The 23,209-nt window shown below is 71.0% G+C and carries 23 protein-coding genes; 11 read left to right on the plus strand and 12 right to left on the minus strand.

Annotated elements, in window-relative coordinates; genetic code table 11:
- Nucleotides 1–30: 30 nt before the first annotated feature.
- Complete coding sequence (locus FNH21_RS11170; RefSeq protein ID WP_152815490.1) at nt 31–1,290, plus strand: glycosyltransferase 87 family protein; 1,260 nt, start codon at nt 31–33, stop codon at nt 1,288–1,290.
- On the opposite strand, the gene FNH21_RS11175 is transcribed toward FNH21_RS11170, so the two are convergent.
- Nucleotides 1,277–2,128 (minus strand): NAD-dependent epimerase/dehydratase family protein, encoded by an 852-nt coding sequence (locus FNH21_RS11175; protein WP_152815495.1) that lies wholly within the window; start codon nt 2,126–2,128, stop codon nt 1,277–1,279. The two genes, FNH21_RS11170 and FNH21_RS11175, sit on opposite strands and share 14 nt — an antisense overlap.
- A gap of 224 nt (nt 2,129–2,352) precedes the next feature.
- Between FNH21_RS11175 and FNH21_RS11180 the strand changes: the two genes are divergently transcribed.
- The gene (locus FNH21_RS11180) at nt 2,353–2,850 is read left to right on the plus strand and encodes an SRPBCC family protein (protein ID WP_152815498.1); all 498 of its coding nucleotides are present in this window, start codon (nt 2,353–2,355) and stop codon (nt 2,848–2,850) included.
- Between the two features lie 233 nt (nt 2,851–3,083).
- Here FNH21_RS11180 and glsA read toward each other — a convergent pair whose 3' ends face one another.
- Nucleotides 3,084–4,898: a glutaminase A gene (gene glsA, locus FNH21_RS11185; RefSeq protein ID WP_152815501.1), complete on the minus strand. Its 1,815-nt coding sequence runs from the start codon at nt 4,896–4,898 to the stop codon at nt 3,084–3,086.
- A gap of 45 nt (nt 4,899–4,943) precedes the next feature.
- Nucleotides 4,944–5,408 carry a hypothetical protein gene (locus FNH21_RS11190; protein ID WP_152815504.1) on the minus strand — a complete coding sequence of 155 codons (465 nt, stop codon included), beginning with the start codon at nt 5,406–5,408 and terminating at the stop codon, nt 4,944–4,946.
- A gap of 224 nt (nt 5,409–5,632) precedes the next feature.
- Between FNH21_RS11190 and FNH21_RS11195 the strand changes: the two genes are divergently transcribed.
- Nucleotides 5,633–6,304 (plus strand): pentapeptide repeat-containing protein, encoded by a 672-nt coding sequence (locus FNH21_RS11195; RefSeq protein WP_152815507.1) that lies wholly within the window; start codon nt 5,633–5,635, stop codon nt 6,302–6,304.
- A gap of 169 nt (nt 6,305–6,473) precedes the next feature.
- Here the strand turns inward: FNH21_RS11195 and FNH21_RS11200 are convergent, their stop codons facing one another.
- Nucleotides 6,474–7,895, minus strand: coding sequence for a CPBP family intramembrane glutamic endopeptidase (locus FNH21_RS11200; RefSeq protein WP_152815510.1), 1,422 nt, complete (start codon nt 7,893–7,895; stop codon nt 6,474–6,476).
- A gap of 4 nt (nt 7,896–7,899) precedes the next feature.
- Nucleotides 7,900–8,640, minus strand: coding sequence for a YoaK family protein (locus FNH21_RS11205; RefSeq protein ID WP_152815513.1), 741 nt, complete (start codon nt 8,638–8,640; stop codon nt 7,900–7,902).
- A 144-nt stretch (nt 8,641–8,784) separates the two neighbouring features.
- On the opposite strand from FNH21_RS11205, the gene FNH21_RS11210 reads away from it, so the two are divergent.
- The 6 genes from FNH21_RS11210 to FNH21_RS11235 are packed head-to-tail and all read left to right on the plus strand — an operon-like array spanning nt 8,785 to nt 16,483.
- On the plus strand, nt 8,785–10,476 hold the full coding sequence (locus FNH21_RS11210; RefSeq protein WP_152815516.1) for an ABC transporter substrate-binding protein: 1,692 nt from the start codon (nt 8,785–8,787) through the stop codon (nt 10,474–10,476).
- Between the two features lies 1 nt (nt 10,477).
- Nucleotides 10,478–11,431: an ABC transporter permease gene (locus FNH21_RS11215; RefSeq protein WP_152815519.1), complete on the plus strand. Its 954-nt coding sequence runs from the start codon at nt 10,478–10,480 to the stop codon at nt 11,429–11,431.
- Nucleotides 11,431–12,321 (plus strand): ABC transporter permease, encoded by an 891-nt coding sequence (locus tag FNH21_RS11220; protein WP_055769951.1) that lies wholly within the window; start codon nt 11,431–11,433, stop codon nt 12,319–12,321. Before FNH21_RS11215 ends, FNH21_RS11220 begins: the two co-directional genes overlap by 1 nt.
- A 5-nt stretch (nt 12,322–12,326) precedes the next feature.
- On the plus strand, nt 12,327–14,135 hold the full coding sequence (locus FNH21_RS11225) for a gamma-glutamyltransferase family protein (protein ID WP_152815522.1): 1,809 nt from the start codon (nt 12,327–12,329) through the stop codon (nt 14,133–14,135).
- On the plus strand, nt 14,119–15,777 hold the full coding sequence (locus tag FNH21_RS11230; RefSeq protein WP_152815524.1) for a dipeptide ABC transporter ATP-binding protein: 1,659 nt from the start codon (nt 14,119–14,121) through the stop codon (nt 15,775–15,777). The genes FNH21_RS11225 and FNH21_RS11230 overlap by 17 nt, the downstream gene beginning before the upstream one ends.
- Entirely contained in the window at nt 15,767–16,483 is a 717-nt protein-coding gene (locus FNH21_RS11235; protein ID WP_152815887.1) for a GntR family transcriptional regulator, read from the plus strand. Before FNH21_RS11230 ends, FNH21_RS11235 begins: the two co-directional genes overlap by 11 nt.
- A gap of 134 nt (nt 16,484–16,617) precedes the next feature.
- Here the strand turns inward: FNH21_RS11235 and FNH21_RS11240 are convergent, their stop codons facing one another.
- A complete protein-coding gene (locus FNH21_RS11240) occupies nt 16,618–17,874 on the minus strand; it encodes a phospholipase D-like domain-containing protein (RefSeq protein ID WP_241743205.1) in 1,257 nt (418 codons plus the stop codon).
- 49 nt (nt 17,875–17,923) lie between these two features.
- A complete protein-coding gene (locus tag FNH21_RS11245; RefSeq protein ID WP_152815527.1) occupies nt 17,924–18,667 on the minus strand; it encodes an MBL fold metallo-hydrolase in 744 nt (247 codons plus the stop codon).
- A 221-nt stretch (nt 18,668–18,888) separates the two neighbouring features.
- On the opposite strand from FNH21_RS11245, the gene FNH21_RS11250 reads away from it, so the two are divergent.
- A complete protein-coding gene (locus FNH21_RS11250) occupies nt 18,889–19,158 on the plus strand; it encodes a hypothetical protein (protein WP_152815530.1) in 270 nt (89 codons plus the stop codon).
- Here FNH21_RS11250 and FNH21_RS11255 read toward each other — a convergent pair.
- The 5 genes from FNH21_RS11255 to FNH21_RS11275 all read right to left on the minus strand — a co-directional run bounded on the left by FNH21_RS11255 (nt 19,155) and on the right by FNH21_RS11275 (nt 22,044).
- A complete protein-coding gene (locus tag FNH21_RS11255; protein ID WP_152815533.1) occupies nt 19,155–19,910 on the minus strand; it encodes an SOS response-associated peptidase in 756 nt (251 codons plus the stop codon). The genes FNH21_RS11250 and FNH21_RS11255 overlap by 4 nt on opposite strands.
- A gap of 70 nt (nt 19,911–19,980) precedes the next feature.
- Nucleotides 19,981–20,391: a hypothetical protein gene (locus FNH21_RS11260; RefSeq protein ID WP_152815536.1), complete on the minus strand. Its 411-nt coding sequence runs from the start codon at nt 20,389–20,391 to the stop codon at nt 19,981–19,983.
- A gap of 74 nt (nt 20,392–20,465) precedes the next feature.
- Nucleotides 20,466–20,864 carry a hypothetical protein gene (locus FNH21_RS11265; RefSeq protein WP_152815539.1) on the minus strand — a complete coding sequence of 133 codons (399 nt, stop codon included), beginning with the start codon at nt 20,862–20,864 and terminating at the stop codon, nt 20,466–20,468.
- A complete protein-coding gene (locus FNH21_RS11270; RefSeq protein ID WP_152815542.1) occupies nt 20,861–21,472 on the minus strand; it encodes an Asp23/Gls24 family envelope stress response protein in 612 nt (203 codons plus the stop codon). Before FNH21_RS11270 ends, FNH21_RS11265 begins: the two co-directional genes overlap by 4 nt.
- Entirely contained in the window at nt 21,469–22,044 is a 576-nt protein-coding gene (locus FNH21_RS11275; protein ID WP_152815544.1) for an RNA polymerase sigma factor, read from the minus strand. Before FNH21_RS11275 ends, FNH21_RS11270 begins: the two co-directional genes overlap by 4 nt.
- Nucleotides 22,045–22,287: 243 nt before the next feature.
- Here FNH21_RS11275 and FNH21_RS11280 point away from each other — a divergent pair, with 243 nt between their 5' ends.
- Nucleotides 22,288–23,157 (plus strand): phosphodiesterase, encoded by an 870-nt coding sequence (locus tag FNH21_RS11280; RefSeq protein ID WP_422108770.1) that lies wholly within the window; start codon nt 22,288–22,290, stop codon nt 23,155–23,157.
- Nucleotides 23,158–23,209: the final 52 nt, after the last annotated feature.

The following is a 23,209-nucleotide window of genomic DNA, read 5'->3' on the forward strand; positions in this document are numbered from 1 at the left end:
TGCCGCCACCACCCCGACCAGGAGCAACCCGTGCGCATCCGCCTGCCCCGCCCGGAGACCCGGAACACCGCCCGCTCGGTCTGGCTGTTCTTCGCGGTCATCCACGCGGGCTTCCTGGCCCGGCTGCTGCCGTTCATCATCGGCGGGGGAGTGCTCAGCGACATCCGGTTCTACCGCGAATGGGCCTACAGCGCACTGGGCGACGGCGTCTGGGAAGGCATCGACACGGCGTGGGTGTACCCCGTGGGGGCGCTCGCACCCATGGTGCTCGCCGCTGCCTTCGGTCCCTACCCGTACCAGCTGGCCTGGTTCGTGCTCTTCGCCGGACTCAACGCCCTGGGAACCGCAGCCCTGCTGCGGCGCGGCACGCCGTCGTCGTTCACCGCCGCGTACTGGTGGCTGACCGCGACCGCGCTGCTCGGTCCCGTTGCCGTCGGCAGGATCGACGGGCTGACGGCCCCGCTCGTCATCACGGGGCTCCTCGTCGTCGCCGCTCGCCCCTTCGTCGCCTCCCTGCTGCTCAGCGCCGCCACCTGGATGAAGGTGTGGCCCGCCGCCGTCGTGCTCGCGGCGCTCGTGGTGGTCCGGGACGGCAGGCTGCGCATCGTGGCGGCCGGCCTCGCCCTCACCGCCGCGATCGCCGCAGCGGTCGCGGCCTTCGGGGACGTCCGGAACCTCACCGGCTTCCTCAGCGCCCAGGGCGCCCGTGGCATGCAGCTCGAGGCTCCGCTCAGCACCCCCGGTGTCTGGCAGGCCATCACCGGCTCCTCGGGCGCCTACTTCTTCGAGGACGAGGTCATCAACACCATGGAGGTGCGGGGCGCGCTCAGCGGCGTGGTCGGCGACCTCATGACGCCGCTGCTGGTCCTGACCGTGCTGCTGGTGGCTGCCGTCCTCGCCGTCGCCCTGCACCGCGGGGCCGCCGCCACGAGCCTGCTCGCCACCGGTTCGCTCGCCCTCGTCGCCACGCTCGTGGTCTTCAACAAGGTCGGCTCCCCGCAGTTCATGCTGTGGATCGCGGCGGTGATCGCCGCGGGGCTGGTCCTGGACGGCGCGGCCGGCTGGCGGTACCCCGCCCTCGCGATGCTGGCCACGGCCGCCCTCACCACGCTGGTCTACCCGGTGTTCTACGACGCCCTGCGCTACGAGCTCAACCCCGCTGTCGCCGTCCTGCTCACCCTGCGCAACCTGCTCGTCGTGAGTATCTTCGTCTGGTCCCTCGTGCGCCTCGGACGGCTCGCAGCCGGCACCCGAACGGCAGGGTCCGCACCATCCGTCAGGGGTGCCTGACGCCGTCCCCGGCGAGCACGGCGCGGTACCCCTCGCGGTAGGTCGGGTAGGTGAACGAGAAGCCCGACGCACGCAGGCGGCTGCTGTCCACGCGACGGGCCCCGCCCCGGACCGGACCGCCGGAGGCGCCTCCCGCCGGCGGCTCCGGCAGGGTGAGCTCGGCGGCGAGGAAGCGCAGCACCTCGCCGAGGTCCACGGGCAGTTCGTCGCTGCCGAGGTACATCCGCTCCGGTTCCTCGACGTCCAGCACGAGGTGCACGATCGCGGCGGCGGCGTCGTCCCGGTGGATCCGGTTGGTCCACTGCACCTCCTGCGGCAGGACCGCGCTCCCGCCGGTCACCTGGTCGATGAGACGCGTGCGCCCCGGACCATAGATGCCGGAGAGGCGCAGCACCGTCCCGTGGTCGGTCCGCGCGAGGAGGACGTCCTCGGCCTCCTTCACGAGACGTGCGGTCGGGGCGGTGCTCTCCGCGGGTGAGTCCTCGGACACCCAGTCACCCCCGAAATCCCCGTACACGGCGGTGGAGGAGACGAAGAGGACCCGGCGCGGGGTGACGCCGTCGCGCTCGAGGGCATCGAGCACGTTGCCGGTCGCGTCCACGTAGGCGCTGCGGTACGCCTCCTCCGTCCTGCCGCCCGCCGCGGTGGCGATGACGACGACGTCGGTGTCAGCCGGGACGGGTGGCAGCGGCTGCGTCAGGTCGGCGCGCACCCCCTCGATGCCCGTCGGCAGGCGTTCCGGCGAGCGGCGCCAGCCGACCACGCGCTGTCCCCGTGCGGCGAGCCGCAGCCCGACCTCCGTGCCCAGGTCCCCGCATCCCGCGATCAGTACCGTCATGCGTCGTCCGTCCTTCCGTCACGGGCCTGGTTCGGCCACGTCCGACCGCCAGTCTAGGGCGGTGCCGGGCGTGGAGTTTCCGGCCGTGGCGGTGCCGGTATCGAGGCACCGGCATCGGAGCGCCGGCACGGCAGGGGGCCAGGGGCAACGCCGTAGACTGGCCCGCGGCGCCCCGCTTTCACCGGGCCGGGGTCCGGCCAGGTATCCGAGCGAGGGGGGAACGCATGGGACGGGTGATCTCGGTCCAGGACAGCGTGGTGATCGCGCAGTCACCGCAGGTGCTGTACGGCATGATCAGCGACGTGGTGCGGATGGGCGAGTGGAGCCCGGAGAACAGGGGAGCGGTGCTCGCCGCACCGGGCGCGCCCGTAGGGGTGGGGACGGTGTTCGACGGCGCCAACAGGCGGGGGCGGGTCAGCTGGACCACCCGCTGCACCGTGACGGCCGCGGAGCCGGGCCGGGAGTTCGCCTTCCGCGTCCATGCGATCGGCGGGCGGACGCGGCGCCTGCCCGCGAGGATCGCCGAATGGCGGTACACCTTCGAGGAGCACGACGGCGGCACGCTCGTCACCGAGACCTGGACGGACGACCGGCCCTGGCACGATGCCGCGGCCCGCGCCTTCGACTATGTCGCGACGGGTGGCACGACCTTCGCCGCCTTCCAGCGCGGCAACATCCGCCGGACCCTCAGGAATCTGAAGGCCGCGGCCGAGACCGCCTGAAGTCCGCTGGAGCCGGGAGGTCCCGGCATGGAGGAGGCAGGATCACCGTGGTGGTGATCCTGCCTCTTCCGGAGCCTGTGCTCAGCGGCGACTTCGCCTGGTCGCCGACCGCAGCTGGATGATCCGCACCGCACCTACGAGCGCGACGATGGCCCCGCCGCCGACGGGAAGAGTGCCAGGCCGAGGGCGATGGATCCTTCGAAGCCGAACGCGGCCAGGACGCGGCGAGGGCGCTAGCCGCGGATGCGCACCGCGGTCTCCCGGAGGTACAGGTCCACCCGCGTGTAGGCGTCCCGGGTCAGGGCCTTCCACAGTTCCACGGCGAGCGGCGGATCCTCCTTCTCGATGCTCCTGATGGCCTGGGCCGTGAGGACCTTCACATGGACGTCCTCGAGGGCCTTCACCGTGGTCTCCTGCCGGTCGTCGCTGCCGAGGGCCAGCTCCCCGAAGGTCATGCCGGCGCTCAGCGTGGTCAGCCTGAGCCGCTCGCCGGAAGGACCGGGTACCGACGTGGCGATCTTCCCGGACAGGATGAAGAACACCCCGCCGAAGCTCTGCCCGACGCGGCGCACCACGTGCCCCTTCTCGTAGGTCCTGTCCTCCATGCGGAGCGTCAGTGCCTCGACGGCCTCCTCGGACAGCGGGCTCAGGGCGGGGCACTGGGCCACCTCCACCCGTGCGGGCAGGACCAGATCGCCGCCGTAGCGGGTGATCAGCTCGTTCTCGCACCACTCCACGGCGGCTGTGCGCGTGTCGAAGGTCGGCACGGCGCCGTCGACGTCCTTGAAGGTCTCGGCGAGGGTGCTCTCGCCGTCGATCAGCACCAGCTCGCAGTCCACCGCCTCGAGGTTCGCCCGGACCTCGCCGAGCAGGCGCAGCGACACGTCCGCCACCTCGTCGACGCGGCGCAGGTCGAGGATCACGAAATCGACGTCGTCGTCCAGCCCGCTGAGCTCGCGCACCATCGACTCGGTCCCCGCGAAGAGCAGGTCCCCGTTGAGCTCGATCACCATGGCGCGGTGGCCGTGGCCGCGGAGGACCTCCATGGCCTCGTCGGTCCTGCGGATACCCGACGGCGCCGCCGTGATGTCGTAGGTGGCGCGGATGGCCGAGCGCCCGGCGCGTGCGGCCCGGACGAAGTGCAGTTCCATGTCGCGGGAGAGCCGCTGGCTGGTGGCCATCCCGCGGACGCTGCTCCCGTGCTCGTCCAGGGGCGGGGAGTACACGGCGAGTCCCACCTGACCCGGCAGGACGGCGATGGTGCCACCGCCCACCCCGCTCTTCGCCGGCATGCCGACGGTGCTGATCCACGAACCGGCGTCGTCGTACATGCCGCACGTCGTCATCACCGAGAGGACGCGCTCGACGGCGAGGATGTCCATCGCCTCCACCCCGGTGAGCGGATTCCGGCCCGAGTTCGCGAGCGTCGCGGCCATGACGGAGAGGTCGACGCAGTTGACCATGACCGAGCACTGGCGGAAGTAGTCCTCGATGACCGGCGTCGGATCGTCCTCGATGATGTCGAAGGAGCGCAGGAGGTATGCGAGGGCGCGGTTCCGGTGCCCGTGTTCCAGCTCCGACCGGAAGATCTCCTGGTCCACGCCGAGCTGCCGGCCGGCGAACGCCGAATAGGCGTTCACGATCCGCTTGAACCGCGTGTTGCCGCCGCGAGACTGGACCAGCGACGTGGCCGTCAGGGCTCCGGCGTTGATCATCGCGTTCGACGGGCGCCCCGTCCCCGGTGCGAGGGAGACCTCGTTGAAGGAATCCCCCGACGGCTCGACGTCCACCTTCGCGTCGACCGCCTCCATGCCGAGGTCCGCGAGAGCGAGTCCGTACGTGAAGGGCTTGGAGATCGACTGGATGGTGAACTCCTCGCGGGTGTCACCGACCTCGTACATGTAGCCGTCCACGGTGGTCAGGCAGATGCCGAAGTTGTCCGGATCGACGTTCGCCATGGCGGGGATGGTGCTGTACGGCTTGCCGTCCCGCAGCTCGGAGATCTCCCGGTGGATGGTCCTGAGGTACGTGTCGATCGGCGATTCCATGCTTCCCAGCCTACGGGCGCGGCCGGGCGCAGATTGCCCGACCGGTCAGCGCGTGCGCAGGGTGTGCCGGATGGAGAGGACGAAGAGCTGGGCGACGGCGGTGGCGAGGCCGAGGAGGATCAGCGGCGGGGCCGCGGGATTCATCCAGTAGACCCAAGGTGTCATGGCGTAGGCGCTCGTCGCCCCGTCCCCGACCTGTGTCGCCATCTGCTGTTCGAACAGCATGGGCCCGCTGAGAATGTAGAAGCCGACGCCTGTCAGCATGGCGGCCGCCACCCAGATCCAGACGTCGAGAGGATTGCGGGGTCGTGGCTCCTCGGTCACCTGCACGGTGTCCGGCCCCACCTCGACGATCCCCAGGGTGGCTGCCTCATCGGGCGGGGTAACGGGAAGGGCAGGCGCGGGAGGGGCCTCGGAGATCATCCGCGGCCCCGCATCGGTGGCGCCGCCCCGCTGGTAGATGCCCTCGTAGCGGGGATCGTAGGTGCCCTGCAACCGGTCCGTGCTCATCGGTGTTCCTCCCCCTGGACTGTCGAATGCTGTCCAGTAAAGCACGGCGCTGATCGTCGGGCCCCGCCGTCACCTGCGCGCCGCGAGCTCGTCGAGCAGGCGCTCCTCGGCGTCGTGCCCCGGGGCGATGCCGCGTTGCCCGCGCTGCCCGATCCGACACCGGCCCATGATTGGATCAGGATCACCTGCCCAGCCGGTGGAGCAGGCCAGGACCGGAAGGAACCATGCCACCCCGATCAGCACGCACGTCGACCGAAGCCCCTCGACTCTCCCTGCGTGCACCGTCGAACCTCACGCGTGTCGACGACCCGGTGCTCCTCGACGGCGAGCACCGGGAGGGCGAGCTCTACGCGCGGGCCGTGCTCGATGCGGCCGACCTCGCGGGCATCACGCTGCAGGAATGCCTGCTGCAGGGTGTCTCCCTCGACGGGACGGAGCTGCGGGGCGCGCGCTTCCTCGAGTGTTCCTTCGAGGACCTGTTCGCGCCGGTGTTCCGGGCCTCCCGCACCAGCTGGCGGGAGACGTCCCTGCGCGGTACGCGCTGGGGGTCCGCCGAGCTGTACGACAGCCGGTTCGACGCCGTGCACCTCGACGGCGGGAAGCTCGACTTCGTGAACCTGCGCGGTGCCCGCCTCACGGATGTGCTGATCAGCGGGTGCATCATCGGCGAACTGGACCTCACGGGCTGCACGGCCACACGCGTGGCCCTGCAGGACTGCACCGTCGGCACGCTCACGCTCGACGGCGCCCGGCTCAGGGACACGGACCTGCGGACGAGCAGCTTCCGCACCATCAACGGTATCGACGGGCTGCGGGGAGCGATCATCGACGACGCGCAGCTGCTCCTCCTCGCGCCGTTCCTCGCCGAGAGCATGGGCCTCCGGGTGGAGGCCTGACGCCGGCGCCGGGGGTGCCGGCGGGCGTTGTCAGGTAGGGGCAGCGCCCGGGCTCGTCCCCGGACCGATCGCCCTCGGGCAGTGTCGGCGTCCTGGCTCGTCCCCGGACAGATAGCTGTCGGGCAGGGTCAGCGCCCTGCTTCGTGCCAGCGGGCGTCGTCGTGCAGGGTCAGCGTCCTGGCTCGTCCCCGGACCGATCGCCGTCGTCCCGGGCCTCCTGGCCGTCACCAGTTCCCGGGCGCGCCGACGTCGCGGCCGGGGTCGCCGCGGGGTAGCCCGGACCGGACGGGTAGGGCGTGCCGGCGGGGTGGCCCGGACCGCCCGGATGCGAGGGTCCGGACGGATGACGGTCGGCGGTGTAGTCGCGCCCCGGTGCGGTCTGCGCAGAGCCTGCCCGCGGGCGGTCGACCGGCGATCCGAACGGGTCCTGCCACGGCGGGCGCTGCAGGGGTGCCGGCGTCGGCCCGACCGGATGCTGGACCAGCGGGGAAGGGGAGGGGGCAGTGATCGGGGCGTCGACGTGCCCGTCGGTCCCGTACCGGCCCGTCCCGTACTGGGTCGGGTCCCAGGATCGGGCCTGAGCCGGGACGCCGGAGACGGCGTGCATCCCACCGGGGAAGCCGGGGTGTGCGCCCTGGCCGGTTCCCGCGGGTACGGGGTCGGGCCGGCCCGCCGTAGGATCGGCCGCACCGGTGCGTGTCCGTCCGATCCCGCGCCGGTTCGCCAGCCGCACGATCACGGCTGCCGTGACGGCCATGGTCGCCACCGAGACGACCAGCCCGCCCACCGAGCCCTCGGTGTTGTTCACGTCCACCACCCCGACCGCGCCGAGGACGAAGATGGTCATGTTGTTGATCGCGTGGACGGCGATCGCCGCCTCCAGTCCGCCTGTACGCCAGGTGATCCACCCGGCGAACAGGGCGAAGATCGCGACGTCGGCCTGGCCGAGGGGATCGTACCCGTGACCAAGGACGAAGAGGGGGATGGGGAGGAGGATCGCGAAGGCCGGATGCCGCAGCCAGCCGCCGATCGCCTGCATCAGGTATCCGCGGAACACGTACTCCTCGGCGGCCGCCTGGAACGGGACCGCGAGCAGGGAGAGCGCGAGCATGATCCACAGGATCGATGTGTCCTGCTGACCGGACGGCGCTGGGCCTTCCTCGGGGAACACCACGGTGAGGAGGGTCGAGACGAGCAGGCTCGCGAGGAAGACGGCGATCGCCGCGACGACGCAGGTCACCAGCCAGCGCCAGCGGATCCGCCCCGCCACGGAGGAGAGCAGGCCGATGGGCTTCGGGCCGATGATGAACGTCGCCATGCCCAGGGCGGGGATCATGAGGATCAGGGACACCAGGGTGACGGCGAAGATCGCCGGGTTGCTGAGATCGAGCGCCTCCGCAGCCGCCATGATCTGCTGTGTGTCGGCGGAGGTCGCGAGCGCCGCGACCACGCCGACGACGAGCAGCAGCACGGTGAGCGCGAGGTAGAAGGCCAGTCCGAGCAGTCCGGTCAGGAGCGGTTTCCACCACCGGTACTGTGGCCATGAACGGGCGAGGCGGTGGTACGCGTAGTGCTGGTCGAGCTGATCCATGCTCCTACCGTAATGCGGTTTCCTTGGCGTTCTCCGCCGTCGCCGAGCGGCGGTCCGCGCGATGGCGCAAGTGCCCCGCCAGGGTCACGACGCCGGACAGCAGTGCGGACACGGCGATGCCCAGCCACAGGTCCACCTTCAGGGTGAGTGCCCCGACGACGGCACCGGCCATGATGAGCGCGATGGCGGAGAAGCGGCGCGCCCAGAAGGGACTCCTGCCGCCGGCCAGCCGGGAGTCGGACGCGAGGCCCGTGATGGTGGAGGTGACGACGACGGTGGTGATCTCGGCGACCTTGAGGCGCTTCGCCGTCGCGGCCTGGATGCCCATCGCGGTGGCGAGCACCGACGTCGTGATGCTGCCCAGGATCTCCGCGGCGTGCACGTCGACGAGGGCCACGTAGACGGCGAGCGCGGTGAGTCCGAGCGTCACGGTGAGCAGCGTGCTCGAGGTGCGCCCCGACCAGCCCTCCGGTCCCTTCCGCAGCACCCGCCCGGCCAGAGCCGCGCCGACCATGAAGAAGACGAGGGCGAGGGCGGGCCGGAGGATCGGGAGGTCCGCCCCGCCGGCGAAGGCCATCCCCAGGAGGACGACGTTGCCCGTCATGTTGCCGGTGAAGACGCGGTCGAGCCCGAGGTAGCCGACGGCGTCGATCACGCCCGTCGAGAAGGTGAGGACGAGCATGAGCCACAGGTGCAGGCGGTCCGTTGCGACGCGCGGGTTCTTCTTCGCCTTCTTCTTCGTCATGAATTCCCTCGGTAACAGTCTTGAAACGAATGTATACGAAGCTTATCGTCGTACGAGCGATTGTATTCAATCCCTTCACTCGTGCAGAAGCTGTATCCCGCAGCGCAGCAGCAGTTCCGTCCCGTCCGTTCGTGAGGAACCCCCATGCAGCACCAGAACCAGCACGTGCAGGCCCGCAGTGTGCGCGGCAGGAGGTCCGGCAGAGCCGCCGGACTCCTGGCCGCCGCCGCCCTCGCGGTCACGGCACTGACCGCCTGCCAACCGATCCAGCCCCTGCCGGCGGCGCCTGTGCGCGAGGACGTGACGGGCGTTCCCCTCGGGGAAGCGACGATCCGGGAGGGCGGTGACCTCGTGATGGCGCTCTCTGCCGAACCGGACCGCCTCGACCCGACGACGTCGTCCTCCCTCTACACGCGGTACGTCATGCAGACCATGTGCCAGAAGCTCTACGACATCGACGCCGAGGGGGAGATCGTCCCGCAGCTCGCCACCGCGCTGCCGGAGGTCTCCGAGGACGGCCTCACGGTCACCATCCCGGTCCGCACGGACGCCGTGTTCGCGGACGGTGTCCCGTTCGACGCCGAGGCCGTCCGGACCACGCTCGAACGCCACCTGACCCTCGAGGGCTCCACCCGCAAGAGCGAACTGGGCCCGATCGCCGGGATCCGCGCGGTCGGCGAGGACCGTGTCGAGATCAGCTACGAGCGGCCGTTCGCTCCCCTGACCGCCGCGCTCGCCGACCGCGCCGGGATGATGCTCTCGCCACAGGCCATCGCCGAGAACGGTGCGGACTTCGGCACCAGCCCGGTCTGCGTGGGGCCGTTCAAGTTCGTGGACCGCGTGCCCCAGACCTCGATCACCGTGGAGCGCGATCCGCTCTACTACGACGCCGAGGACGTCCACCTCGACACCATCACCTACCGCATCATCACGGACGCCAACATCAGGGCCGCGAACCTGCGTTCCGGCGACGTCCAGGTGGCGGACACCATCTCCCCGCAGGACGTCGACGCGCTGCTCAAGGAGGACGGCGTGGGCGTGCTCCAGGTCGGTTCCCTCGGCTACCAGGCCCTCACCGTGAACGTCGGCAACGTGGACGGTGCGGGGGAGCCGCCCGGCACCATCGACACGCCCGTCGCCCAGGAGAGTGCCATCAGGATGGCGCTGTCCATGTCGATCGACCGTGAGGCACTGGTCAACACCGTGTTCAACAGCTGGTTCGAACCCGCCTGCTCCCCGGTGTCCCCGGACAGCCCGTACTCCTCCGCGCCGAGCGAGGCCTGTCCGCCCTACGACCCGGAAGGCGCCCGGCAGCTGCTCGAGGACGCCGGCGTCGAGACTCCGTACCCGCTGGAGATGCAGGTCACCAACACCCCGGACACCCTGCGCTTCGGCCAGGCCCTGCAGGCCGCGGTGGCGGACGGCGGCTTCGACCTCACCGTGGTGCCCGTGGAGTACTCCACGCTCCTCGACGTGCAGTCGCAGGGCGATTTCGAGGCGCTGCAGCTCGGCTGGTCCGGGCGGATCGACCCGCACGGCAACATGTTCAACTTCCTCTCGACCGGTGGCGGCAACAACTACTCCGGCTACAGCAACCCGGAACTGGACGAGGTGCTCACGAGTGCGGCGCAGATCAACGACGTCGAGGGCCGCGCGGAGCTCTACGGCAAGGCCGTCGAGCTCGTGCAGCGCGACAACCCGATCCTCTACCTCTACCGCCAGCGGAACCTGACCGCCTACAGCACCGACGTCGTCGGCGTCGAGACCTTCACGGACGGCGTGGTCCACCTGAGCGACGCCGCGTTCATCGAGCCCACCGACGAGACGGAGAACTGACATGGGCCGCTACCTCCTCACCCGGCTCTGGCAGTCGGTCGTCACCCTCGTCCTCGCCTCCCTCGTCGTCTTCATCGGCGTGCGCCAGCTGCCCGGTGACCCCGCCCTCGCCATGGCGGGGGAGGAGGCGACGCCGGAACAGCTCGCCGCCGTGCGCGCCGACATGGGCCTCGACCAGCCACTCGTGACCCAGTACCTGGCGTTCGTGCGGAACACGTTCAGCGGTGACTTCGGTGAATCGACCCGCACGGGGACACCGGTCACCGAACTGATTGCCACCACGCTGCCCGTCACGCTGTGGCTCTCGGCCTACGCGATCGTGGTGGCCATCGTGATCGGCATCCTCTTCGGGGTCATCGCGGAGCGGTTCCGTGGCCGCTGGCCCGAGTGGGTCGCCAACGCCTTCGCCCTCGTCGGCCTGTCCGTGCCGAACTTCTGGCTCGGCATCCTCGCCATCCTCTACCTCGCGGTGACGCTCGGCTGGTTCCCCGCCTCCGGCTACGTCGACGTGTTCTCGGACCCGCTGCGGGGGCTGTACTACCTGACCCTGCCCGCGCTGATCCTCGGCACGGGTCTCGCCGCGGTCATCATGCGCCAGACGAGGGCGTCGATGATCGAGACCATGACCACCGACTACGTGCGGACCGCGCGGGCCAAGGGGCTCGGCCGCGGGCGGGTCCTCGTGCGCTACGGCCTGCGGAACTCCCTGATCGTCGTCGTGACCATCGTGGGCCTCCAGCTCGGCGGCCTCATCTCGGGCGCCGTGGTCACCGAGCGGATCTTCGCCCTGCCGGGCTTCGGCAAGCTCACGCTCGACGCCGTCTTCACCCGCGACTATCCCGTGATCCAGGCCGTGGTGCTCATCATCACCGTCAGCTACATCCTCATCAACCTCGCCGTGGACATCCTGTACTCGGTGGTCAATCCCAAGATCCGCGTCGGAGGAGCCAACTGATGGCCGTCGAAACCCTGCCCCCGAAAGCGGGAGGCGCCGGCCTCGGCTCCGGCCGCGGCCGCATCCTGTCCTCCCTCCGGCACAACCCGCTGGGCATCACGGGCGGCATCATGCTCGTCGCCGTGGTGCTGGCCGGACTGCTCGCCCCGCTCCTCGCGCCCTACTCGCCGTCGGAGGTGCACTTCGACACGCCCTTCCAGCGGCCACTGACCGAGGGCTTCCCGCTCGGCACGGACGATCTCGGGCGTGACATCCTCTCGCGCCTGCTCTTCGGCATCCAGACCTCGCTGCAGGTCGGTGTGCTCTCGGTCCTCCTCGCCGTCGTCATCGGGACGCCCCTCGGCCTGCTCGCGGGCTACTCCCGCGGGTTCGACGCCGTGATCTCCCGCCTCACCGACGTCACCCTCGCCTTCCCGTTCCTCATCATCGCCGTCGGACTCGCCGCCATCAGCGGGCCGAGCCTCGGCAATGCGGCGATCGCCCTCGGTATCGCCCAGATCCCCACCATGATCCGGGTGGTCCGCGGCGAGACGCTGCGCATCAAGGAGAGCGACTTCGTGCTCGGGGCCCGCACCATGGACGCCTCGCCCACCTGGATCATGCTGCGGCACGTGCTGCCCAACGCGACGTCCGCCATCATCGTCCAGGCCACGGTCATCATGCCCGTCGCCGTGATCGGGGAGGCACTCCTGTCCTTCCTGGGGCTCGGCATCCAGCCGCCCACGCCGAGCCTCGGCATCATGCTCTCCGACGCCCAGCAGTACATCTTCCGCGCGCCCAGCGCGGCGATCTTCCCGGGCATCGCGATCGCGCTGATCTGCCTGGCCTTCAACCTCTTCGGCGATGCCCTGCGCGACGCCTTCGACCCGACGAACACCACCCGGAAGTGACCACGATGACGTACACACCCCCTCCCTCCTTCACCACCAGGCCCACCCTGCAGGGAACGTTCGGCATGACCGCCTCGACGCATTGGCTCGCCACCGCGTCGGCCCAGGCCGTGCTCGAGCGCGGTGGCAACGCCTTCGACGCCGCCGTGGCCGGGGCCTTCGTCCTGCACGTCGTCGAGCCGCACCTCAACGGCCCCGGCGGGGACATGACCGGGGTGTTCGCGACCGCGGCGGAACCCGGCAGGCCCGTGGTCCTCATGGGCCAGGGCCCCGCACCCGCGGCCGCGACCCGCGAGCACTACCTCGCCGAGGGCCTCGAACTCGTCCCCGGCGCCGGGGCGCTCGCCGCAGCGGTGCCCGCCGCCGTCGACGCCTGGCTGGTCCTGCTCCGTGACCACGGGACCTGGGAGCTGGAGGACGTCCTCGCCTTCGCCATCGGGTACGCCCGCGACGGCCACCCGATCGTCGGGCGCGTCGGCGCGACCATCGCCGCCGTCGCCGACCTCTTCACCGAGCACTGGCCCACCTCGGCCGCCCTGTGGATGCCCGAGGGCCGGCCGCCGCGCGAGGGCGAGCTCATCCGCAACGAGGCCTACGCCCGCGTGCTCGGGTCACTGGTCGGTGCGGCCGCCGACGGCGGGACGCGCGAGGAGCGCATCGACGCGGCCCGGCTCGAGTGGCGGACCGGCCTCGTGGCCCAGGCCGCCGCGGAGTTCGTGCGGACGCCCCACCGGCACTCCTCCGGACTCGACCACGCCGGCGTGATCACCGTGGAGGACTTCGCAGGCTTCGAGGCGGGCTACGAGGAGGCGACCACCCTCGAGTTCCGCGGGTACACCATCGCGAAGACCGGGCCCTGGGGCCAGGGCCCGGCCCTGCTGCAGACCCTCGCGATCCTCGACGGCTTCGACGACGAGCGTCTGGACCCCTCGACGGCGATCGGCGCCCACACCATCCTCGAGGCGCAGAAGCTCGCGATCGCCGACCGTGAGGCGTACTACGGCGACGCCGACGTGCCCATGGAGTACCTGCTCTCGGCGGAGTACGCCGCCGAACGCCGCGCGCTCATCACCGACGAGGCCTCCCGGGAGTTCCGGCCGGGCACCGTCCCGGGCGTCGAGCCCTTCACGCCACCGCTCCGCACGGGCTACACGCCGCCGGCGCTGGCGGACGGCAGCGGCTTCGCCGGGGTCGGGGAGCCGACGGTGTCCCGCAGCGGCGAGACCCGCGGGGACACCTGCCACATCGACGTCGTCGACGCGCACGGCAACATGGTCTCCGCGACACCGAGCGGCGGCTGGCTGCAGTCCTCGCCGGCCATCCCCGAGCTCGGCTTCTGCCTGGGCTCGCGCCTGCAGATGACCTGGCTCGAGGAGGGCGGCCCGTCCACGCTGCAGGCCGGGAAGCGGCCCCGCACCACGCTCACCCCGACCCTCGTCCTGAAGGACGGACGGCCCGTGGCCGCCCTCGGGTCCCCGGGCGGGGACCAGCAGGACCAGTGGCAGCTGCTCTACCTCCTGCGGACGATCGTCGGCGGGTACTCGCCCCAGCAGGCCGTCGACGCGCCGTCCCTGCACACGACGTCCATCCCCGGGTCCTTCTGGCCGCGTACCTGGGAGCCGGGCGGCGCCGTGGTCGAGGACCGGCTCGGCGAGGACGTGATCACGGACCTCGAACGCCGCGGCCATGTCGTCACGCGCGCAGGGGACTGGTCGCTCGGCCGCCTGTCCTCCGTCACCAAGGACCACGCGACGGGCGTGCTGTCCGCCTCCGCCAACCCCCGAGGAGCACAGGGCTATGCTGCAGGACGCTGAGAACATCCTGGAGGTCTCCGACCTCGACGTCACCTTCGGCGGGACCCCGGTGCTGCACCGCATCGGGTTCTCGATGCGGCGCGGGGAGCGCGTGGCGATCGTCGGCCAGTCCGGTTCGGGAAAGTCGACGGCCATCGGTGCGATCCTCCGCCTGCTGCCCGGGAGCGGGCGCATCACCCACGGGTCGATCGTCCTCGGAGCCGGACGGACGCGCGGTGGTGTCGAGGACCTCGCGACGGCGACCGAGCCGGTCATGCGGAGCATCCGGGGCCAGCGCGTCGGGCTCGTACCGCAGGACCCCATGTCCAACCTCAACCCGGCCATGAAGATCGGTCCGCAGGTCGCCGACGCCCTCGTCGCAAGCCGCCGCGACCTCGGGGCCGAGGGGAAGCTGGACCGCGCCGAGGTGAAGAGGCGAGCGGTCGCCCTCCTCACGGAGGCGGGCATCCCCGACGCCGAGCGCCGGTACGGCCAGTACCCGCACGAGTTCTCGGGCGGCATGCGCCAGCGCGTCCTCATCGCCATCGCCCTCGCGGGTGAGCCAGAACTCCTGATCGCCGACGAGCCGACCTCCGCCCTGGACGTCACCGTGCAGCGGCAGATCCTCAACCACCTGCAGTCGCTCGTGGATGCGCGCGGCACCTCCCTGCTGTTCATCACGCACGATCTCGGGCTCGCCGCGGACCGCACCGACCGCATCATCGTCATGTCCGAGGGGCGGATCGTGGAGGTCGGGACGCCCCGGCAGATCCTCCTCGACCCGCAGGAGGAGTACACGAAGCAGCTCGTGGCGGCTGCCCCCTCGGTCGCGGCGGCGCTCGACGCCGACCCCCTCGCCGAGACTCCGGCCGCACGGAGCGAACCCATCCTGGTGGTGCGCAACCTCGTGAAGGAGTTCGCCCTGCGCGGCCAGCGCGGCGGGACCGTGCGTGCCGTGAACGACGTCTCCTTCCAGGTGGAGCGCGGCACCACCACGGCGGTGGTGGGCGAGTCCGGTTCGGGCAAGACCACGGTGGCGCGCATCATCCTCGGGCTGGAGTCGGCGTCCTCCGGGGAGGCCCTGATCGACGGCGCGTCGCTCACGACCACCCGGGGCGCACAGCGGCGCGCGCTGCGCCGCATGGTGCAGCCCGTGTTCCAGGATCCCTACGGATCGCTCGATCCGACCTACAGCATCGAGCGGCTCATCGACGAGCCGCTACGCATCTTCGGTGTCGGGGACCGGGAGAGCAGGCGCGAGCGGGTCGCGGAACTCCTGGACCAGGTGGCGCTGCCGCGTGGGGTGGCCCAGCGCCGCCCGAACGAGCTCTCCGGGGGCCAGCGGCAGCGCGTCGCGATCGCCCGGGCCCTCGCGCTCGAACCCGAGCTGCTCATCTGCGACGAGGCCGTCTCGGCGCTCGACGTCCTCGTCCAGGACCAGATCCTCACGCTGCTCGCCGACCTGCAGGACCGGCTCGGCCTCACCTACCTGTTCATCACGCACGATCTCTCGGTGGTGCGGCAGATCGCCCACGACGTCGTCGTCATGAGATCGGGGGACGTGGTGGAGAGCGGTACCGTGGACGAGGTCTTCAACCGCCCTCGGGCGGACTACACGAAGGAGCTTCTTGGAGCCATCCCGGGCGCGGCGTTTGCGGCCTGAGCAGGATGCCGCGGCCCCGCAGCGCGTCCTCGACGCGATCCGCCGCGACATCATCTTCGGGACGCTCCTGCCCGGCGTCCGGGTGACGGAGGCCGCACTGGCCACGAAGTACGGTGTCTCGCGCGTCCCTGTCCGCGAGGCGCTGCGGGCCCTGGAGGCCGAAGGCTTCGTCGAGTCGAAGCCCTATGCGGGGTCCACGGTCGCGGAGATCCCGCTCGACGACGCCGAGGACCTCTTCGCGGTGCGCGGCGTCATCGAGTCCACCATCGCGCGCCGGGCGGCGCGCCGCGCGGCCGCGCAGTTCGCCGCGGACGCCCCCAGCACACAGTGGTGGTCGGCGCGCCGGGCACTCGCGGACATCCTCGACGACGGAGACCGCGCGGTGGCCGCCGATGCCCTCGCGGACCTCCCCGAACTCAACATCCGCTTCCACCTGGGCGTCGCGGAGCTCAGCGGCAGTGCCTCGCTCGCGGCCCTGCTGCGCCAGATCTCGGGGAAGATCGAGTGGCTGTACGCGGCGGACGTGGACAACCGCGGCAAGCAGTCCTGGGGTGAGCACCGGCTGATCATGGCGGCCATCGACGCGGGCAGCGAGGCGGAGGCAGAACGCCTGATGGCCGGCCACGTGGGCTCCTCGCACCGCGGGTACATGGAGCGCTTCGCCACGCCCCGGGATGCAGGCGGCGGGACCGTCCCCCGGGACTGAGGTCCCGGGGGCGCGGATCACGGACGGGCCGTTCACCGGGACCGAGGTCGCGAGGCGGAGCGGCCGCGGACCGGGTGCATACGCTGGGGGAACGGGCAGGCGCCGGTGCGCGCGGGACGCCGCCGGTGATCCGGCTACAGGAACGGGCGCAGCGGCGCGAGGATGGCCTCGCTCACGCGGGCCACCAGATGCCGGCTGTCCCATTCCTCCTTGCTGAGGACGCGGCTGTTGGAGGAGTCCACCTCGAAGATCCGTTCCATGGTCGAGGCGAGGGCGCGGTCGAAGATCTCGAGGTTGATCTCGTAGTTGCCGGTCAGGCTCAGGCGGTCGATGTTGGCGGTACCGACGGTGCTCCACTCGCCGTCGATCGTCGCGGTCTTCGCGTGGATCATGGAGTTCTGGTACAGCAGGATCTGCACGCCCGCGCCGATCAGGGAGGAGTAGAACCCGCGCGAGAGCCAGTCCGAGACCACATGGTTGGAGTCCTCGGGCAGGATCACGCGGACGTCCACGCCCCGGCGGCTGGCCCGGAGCAGAGCGTCGAGGATCTGCCGGTCGGGGATGAAGTAGGCCGTCGTGATGAAGATGTGGTGCCGCGCGCGGTTGATCGCGTCCAGATAGATCCCCCGGATGGGGAACACGAGGTTCGCGGGGATGTTGTTCACCGCGCGGATGCGCGGCTCCCAGAAGGAGGCGCTGAGGTCGGGGAGCTCGGGCCGGCGCGGGATGGCCCTCAGGTTCCAGAACCCGGCGAAGGCCTCGCGGAGCTCCCAGACCGAGGGACCGCGGATCTCCAGGTGCGTGTCCCGCCACTTCGTCGCGTACAGGGAGCCGATGTTGTAGCCGCCCACGAAGCCCACTTCGTCGTCGACCACGAGGACCTTGCGGTGGTCGAAGCCGGTGCCCCGGATGTTCGTGAAGACGATGGAGGGCCGGAGCACGGGGAAGCGGTAGGCGTTGACGCGTGGATGCCAGGCGTAGAAGAACGGGTTGACCACGAGGTTCGCGAACCCGTCGTAGATCACGAAGACCTTCACGCCGCGCTCCGCGGCCCGGTTCACGGCGTCGCGGAAGCGCGCCCCGACCTCGTCACCCTTCCAGATGTAGGTCTCGAGCAGTACCTGGTGCTCGGCCCGGTCGATCGCGGCGATCATCGCGTCGAAGAGGTCCTCGCCGTACGTGTAGACCGTGGTGTCGGTGTCGGCGATCCTCGTGTGGAACGTCCCCGGCTGCGGGAAGCCCGGCCGCTTGCGGCGCTGGCGCTTCTGATAGGTGTCCACGGCGACCAGGCCCGCGATCACCACCGCCTGTGCCGAGAACAGGCCGAGAGCGGCCCGCTTCATCGTGACCCGGGCGAAGCCCATCACCGTCTTCTGCTTGAACCAGCCCATATGCCCAGCGTATCGCCTCGTCGGCACCGGCCCGCCGGGGGCGGCCGGGTCAGTGCCCGCCGACCTCGAGGGCCTGCGTCACGGCGGTGTCAACGCCCGCACGCCAGGGGAAGCCGTGCCCCGGGAGCACCGTCCTCGCCGCTGTGGCCCGCAGCGCCTCCAGCGACCGCAGCGCCGTGGCGGTGTCCGCGGTCGCCGCGCGCGCGACCACCTGCGGTCCGGGGTGGCCGGTGTACGGATCGAGGGTCACGAGGGCATCACCGCTGATCACCGCGTCGCGGTCGGGGAAGTGGAGCCCGCAGTGGCCCTTCGTGTGACCGGGCGTCGGCACGAGCAGCGGTGCGCCGGGCAGCGCTGCGGCCGCCTCGGGGGTGAGCGGGAGGGTGTCCGCCACGCCCTTGACCATCAGGGCACCCGCCGCCGTCATCCGGGCGAGGCCGGGGACGGCGCGGGGATACCGGAGCGGGTACAGGAAGGGCGTGCGCTCACGCTCGTAGCTGTAGGGGTGCGCCGCGATACGGGCGTCGTCGGGGTGGCAGTACACGGGGATTCCGTAGCGCGACCTCAGGTGCTCGGCGGTGCCCACGTGGTCGAAGTGCCCGTGGGTCAGGACGACCCCCCGGATGTCCGCGACGGGACGGCCGATCCGCTCCATCGCCTCCAGCAGCAGGCCCTTCGAGCGCGGCAGGCCCGTGTCCACGAGCAGCACGCCGTCGTCGTCCTCCACGAGGTAGACGTTCGTCCTCGCGTACTCGAGGTAGTGGATCCCCGGGGCGATGTCCGTCCTGATCATGCTGTGCCTCACTCGTTCTCGTGGTGTGCCGGTCCCTGGTTCCGACCCTAGGCAGGCGGTGGCGTGGCGACAAGGAGGACGGTGCGGCGCTGCCGGGGTTTCCATCGGCGCCCCCAGTGGCTACGTTGGGGACAGCAGGACAGGCACGGCGCCCGAGCGCGGAAGCGGAGCACTCGAGGGTCGGGAGGCCGATCCTCGGGAGGCACGGGATGATGACGGGCATGAGCCAGCAGGAGCAGCAGCGCCTGACGTGCGCCGCTTTCCGCTCGACCACACTGTCGACGTACGACCTGTGGCTGCGGTACTTCAGCCTCGGCGGCAACGCCGGTGAGGAGGAGGTGGACGCCTACCTCTACAGCTCACTGTTGCTCCCGCCCTTCGAGCGGGACGTCCTCGCGCTCGCCGTCAACGAATTCATCGCCGACCAGCCCCCGGCGCCCCGGGCGCCGTACGGCGGCATGGAGGGCCCGACGGCGCCCGCTCCCGGCTAGAGCAGGGTCTGCTGGTCGGCGTCCGCCGTCACGTCCCCGGGCAGCGGGTCGATGAGCTCGGGCCCGTTGTTGCGCACGGACCCCACGCGGGGTCCCACGAGTCGGGGGAGCAGATGCGGATCGGGGATGGCGTCCAGAAGTTCCTGCACCGCCGGGCGCGCATCGTTCCGGGGGTCGAGCCAGTCGCCGCGCAGTCCGGCGGGGACGATCACCGGGGTGCGGTCGTGGATCTCACCGAGGGCGTCGCTCGCCGGTCGGGTGATGATGCTGCAGCTGACCACCCAGGTGCCCTTCGGGTGTTCCTCGGACGCCGTCGCCGGGTCACGCCAGAACTCGTACAGGCCCGCGAATCCGAGGTGGCCGCCGTCCGGCCCGTGGAGGTAGATGGGGGTCTTGGTGCCGTCGTCGTTCTTCCGCCACTCGTAGTAGCCGTCCGCCGGGACGATCCCGCGGCGCTTGAGGGCGGCGGCGCGGAACGATGGCTTCTCGAGGAGGGTCTCGCTGCGGGCGTTGATCATGCGCGAGCCCACGGACGCGGACTTCGACCAGGACGGGATGAGCCCCCACCGTGCCGGTTCCAGCCACCGGGTCAGTTCACCCGTCTCCGGGTCGAGGCGTTCGACGACGAGCTGCACGGTATCGGTGGGAGCCACGTTCCAGGACGGCTCCACCTCGTCCCCGACCGCCTCGTCCACCTCGAAGGCATCGATGAGGTCGGCCTTGTTGCCGGCGATCACGAATCGTCCGCACATGGCGCCCTGGTCCTTCCGTCGTCTGCCGCGCCGGTGGCCCCGCGGGTGAGCGGGCCACCGGCGGGGGTGCCTACTTCTTCTTGCGGTCCAGCAGCAGTGCGAGGGCGATCCCGACCATCCAGATGTCCTTCGCGACGGACGTGCCGTCCTGCGTGGGACGGACGCCGTCCTCCTGCGTGAGCTCCGGGGTGCGGAAGTACATGGTCATCATGCCCGCCGAGAAGGCCAGGAGCCCGAGGCCCGCGAGCCGGCTCGGGATGAACGGTGCGAGCAGCGCCGAGCCGACGGCGATCTCCGAGGCGGCGAGGACCTTGCCGAACTGCTGGGCCTCGAGCTGGCTGAACTGCGGGAAGGCCTTCGACGCCATGGCCTGCAGGTAGCCGGCCGAGCCCTCGTCGAGGCTCGTCTTGCCGAGGCCGGAGTTCAGGATGAAGGCGCCGGTGGTGAGGCGGAGCGGTACGTGGCTGGGGCGGAAACCCATGGTGGTGCCTTTCGTCGGGGGGAGCTGGAGAGCTTGGTCCGCTTGTGAGCCTACGGCCGCTACTGCCGGGGCCGCTAGTCCTGTCCGGTGGGCCCGGCGACACCACCGGCCCGACGGGTGCCCTCGACCTCAGGGAGGTCGGCGCCCGCCACGAAGGCGCAGAGCTGGACGCGCACCTCCGCACCCTCCGCCCGGTCGCCGAGGGCGTGCCGGACGGCGGTCGCGACGCGGCGCACGAGGGCAGGGCCCGGATACTCGGCCAGCCCGGCGAAGCGGATGTGCACCACGAGGGTCCCTGCTTCCTCCCGGAGTCCCACGAGTCCCTCCCCGTCCGTGGCGGCGACCGTGCGGGCACGGCCCGCCTCGAGGATGGTGCGGAGGGCGGAGTGCGGGGGATAGAGACCCGCGACACCCTCGGTCGCCGTGACCTGCACCTCGATTGCGCGGGCGAGGTCCGGGAGGTCCGTGGTCATGGCTGGTCCTCTCCGGCGCCGTCGGTCCCGAACAGGTCGGTGACCGTGATGTCCACGCCCTGGATGTCGAGCTCGGTGTGGGTGGTGAGCGCCTCGGCGACGGCGGAGCGCAGCGCGTCCACGAGGGTGGGGAGGCGGTAGCCGTGCAGGGCCGTGACGTTGAGCTCGACGCGGGTCCGCGCACCGGGCTCGGTGATGTCGCCGTGCAGGCGGCACTTGCCGATGGTCACGCCGTCGATGTCGTCCCCGGTCCGCCGGATGAGGGCGACGACGGCACCCTCCGTCTCCGAGAGACCGTCATCGGGATCGTCCGAGGCGATCGGGATGGAGCGGCCGGCACGGGTCTCCAGCCGGAGGTTGGAGAGGATGTCCTGCAGCCAGCCGTCGGACTCGGCGGCGGTGCGGGCGTCGTCCTCCGCGAGCGACCGCGTCAGGTCCCCGAGCGAGCGGAGGCTCGCCAGGCCAGACTGGCACTGGGGACACTGCCGGTAGTGGCCCTCGTAGGGCGAGCTGCCGGTGGCCAGGTAATCGGCAAGCTCGTCGAGGGAGTGGCCGCAGTCGTCCGCGAGGGAGTGATCGCCGACCCTGCGCGTGTCGTCCTCGCTCATCGCCACCCCTCCATGTCCCTCATCAGCCTAGCGCGGGCCCGGGCGAGGCGTCCCCGGACGCTCTCGCTGGTCAGGCCGAGCTGTTCCGCGATCTCCTCGTAGGAGAGGCCGCCCATCTCCTTGAGGACCCAGCACTGGCGCTGCTCTTCGGGCAGTGATTCGAGGGAGCGGGCGAGGGCGTCGAGCCCCGATCCGGAGATCGTGGCGCTCTCGGGGGTGGGGGAGCTGTCCGAGACCTCGGCGAGGGTATCGGCGTCGGCGTGCTCGCGCCGCCGCCGGACGATGTCGATGCTCCGCCTGCCGCAGATCCGCATGAGCCAGGACTTGACCACGGAGCCGTCACGGAGTTCCCCGAGGTGGTCCCACGCATGGATCAGGGTCTCCTGGACGGCGTCGTCCGCGTCCGCCGTCGAACCGGTCAGGCGGACCGCGTAGCCGCGCATCATCGGACCGTAGCGGCGCGCGAGCACCTCGAACGCCGCGGTGTCGCCGTCGGTCGCGCGTTCGCACAGCACCACGTCGGGCAGTGCGTCCAGCTGGATGTTCCGTTCAGGAGGTGTCACCCTCGGCATCTCCCTCGACCTCGATATGCCCCTCCTGCCCAGTGAACCGCACTTCGGTTGAAGCTCAAACTCACCGGGCCGGATCGATACAAGTTTCCACAATGTTTCTCGACCTGCCGCAGTGAGTTCACGATCTTCGCCGGCGGCTCTGCTTTGATGGCAAGCAGCGAGCGAGACCCATCGGCTATCGGAGTAGGTTTCATGGTCCCCCGGACTGCAGAACACCCCCGGCATCAGCACTTCATCCTCCACATGAGCGACACGCACCTGCTCGGCGGGGATGCGCCCCTCTACGGGGCGGTGGACAGCGAGCTCCGGCTCCGCGAGGTCTTCGAGGACCTCGAGCACTCGGGAGCACGGCCGCAGGCCATCGTGTTCACGGGGGACCTCGCGGACAAGGGCGAGCCGGGTGCCTACGCGAAGCTCCGCGCCATCGTCGATCCCGCAGCCGCCCGCCTCGGCGCCACGGTCATCTGGGCGATGGGCAACCACGACGACCGCGCAGCCTTCCGCCGGGGGCTGCTCGACGAGGAACCCTCGGCCGGGGCAGGGGCACCCGTGGACGCGGTGCACTTCATCGACGGGCTCCGCATCATCACCATGGACTCCACGGTCCCCGGCCACCACCACGGCGAGTTCAGCCAGGAGCAGCTCCGCTGGCTCGCGCGCGAGCTCGTGGTGCCCGCTCCGCACGGCACCATCCTGGCCCTCCACCACCCGCCTGTCCCGAGTGTGCAGGATCTCGCGGTCCTCGTGGAGCTGCGGGACCAGCGTTCACTCGCGGACGTGGTCCGCGGCTCCGATGTCCGCACCATCCTCGCGGGGCACCTGCACTACTCCACGACGGCGATGTTCGCCGGCGTGCCGGTCTCGGTGGCCAGTGCCACCTGCTACACCCAGGACCTGCTGTTCGACGGCGGCGGATCGCGCGGGCGGGACGGCGCCCAGTCCTACAACCTCGTGCACGTGTACGAGGAGACGATCGTCCACTCGGTGGTGCCCGCGGGCCGCCACACCTCGGTCGGGGAGGTGGTCCCCCGCGAGGAGACACGACGGCGGCTCGAGGCGCACGGCGTGGTCATCGCCGAGGGCGGCCGCACCCGGCACCTCACCTCCGCCTGACCGGCGGCGTGACCTGCCGACGGCTCAGGTGGCCGTTCCGTCGAGTGCCCAG

Source organism: Arthrobacter bussei (assembly GCF_009377195.2).
Lineage (GTDB): Bacteria > Actinomycetota > Actinomycetes > Actinomycetales > Micrococcaceae > Arthrobacter_D > Arthrobacter_D bussei.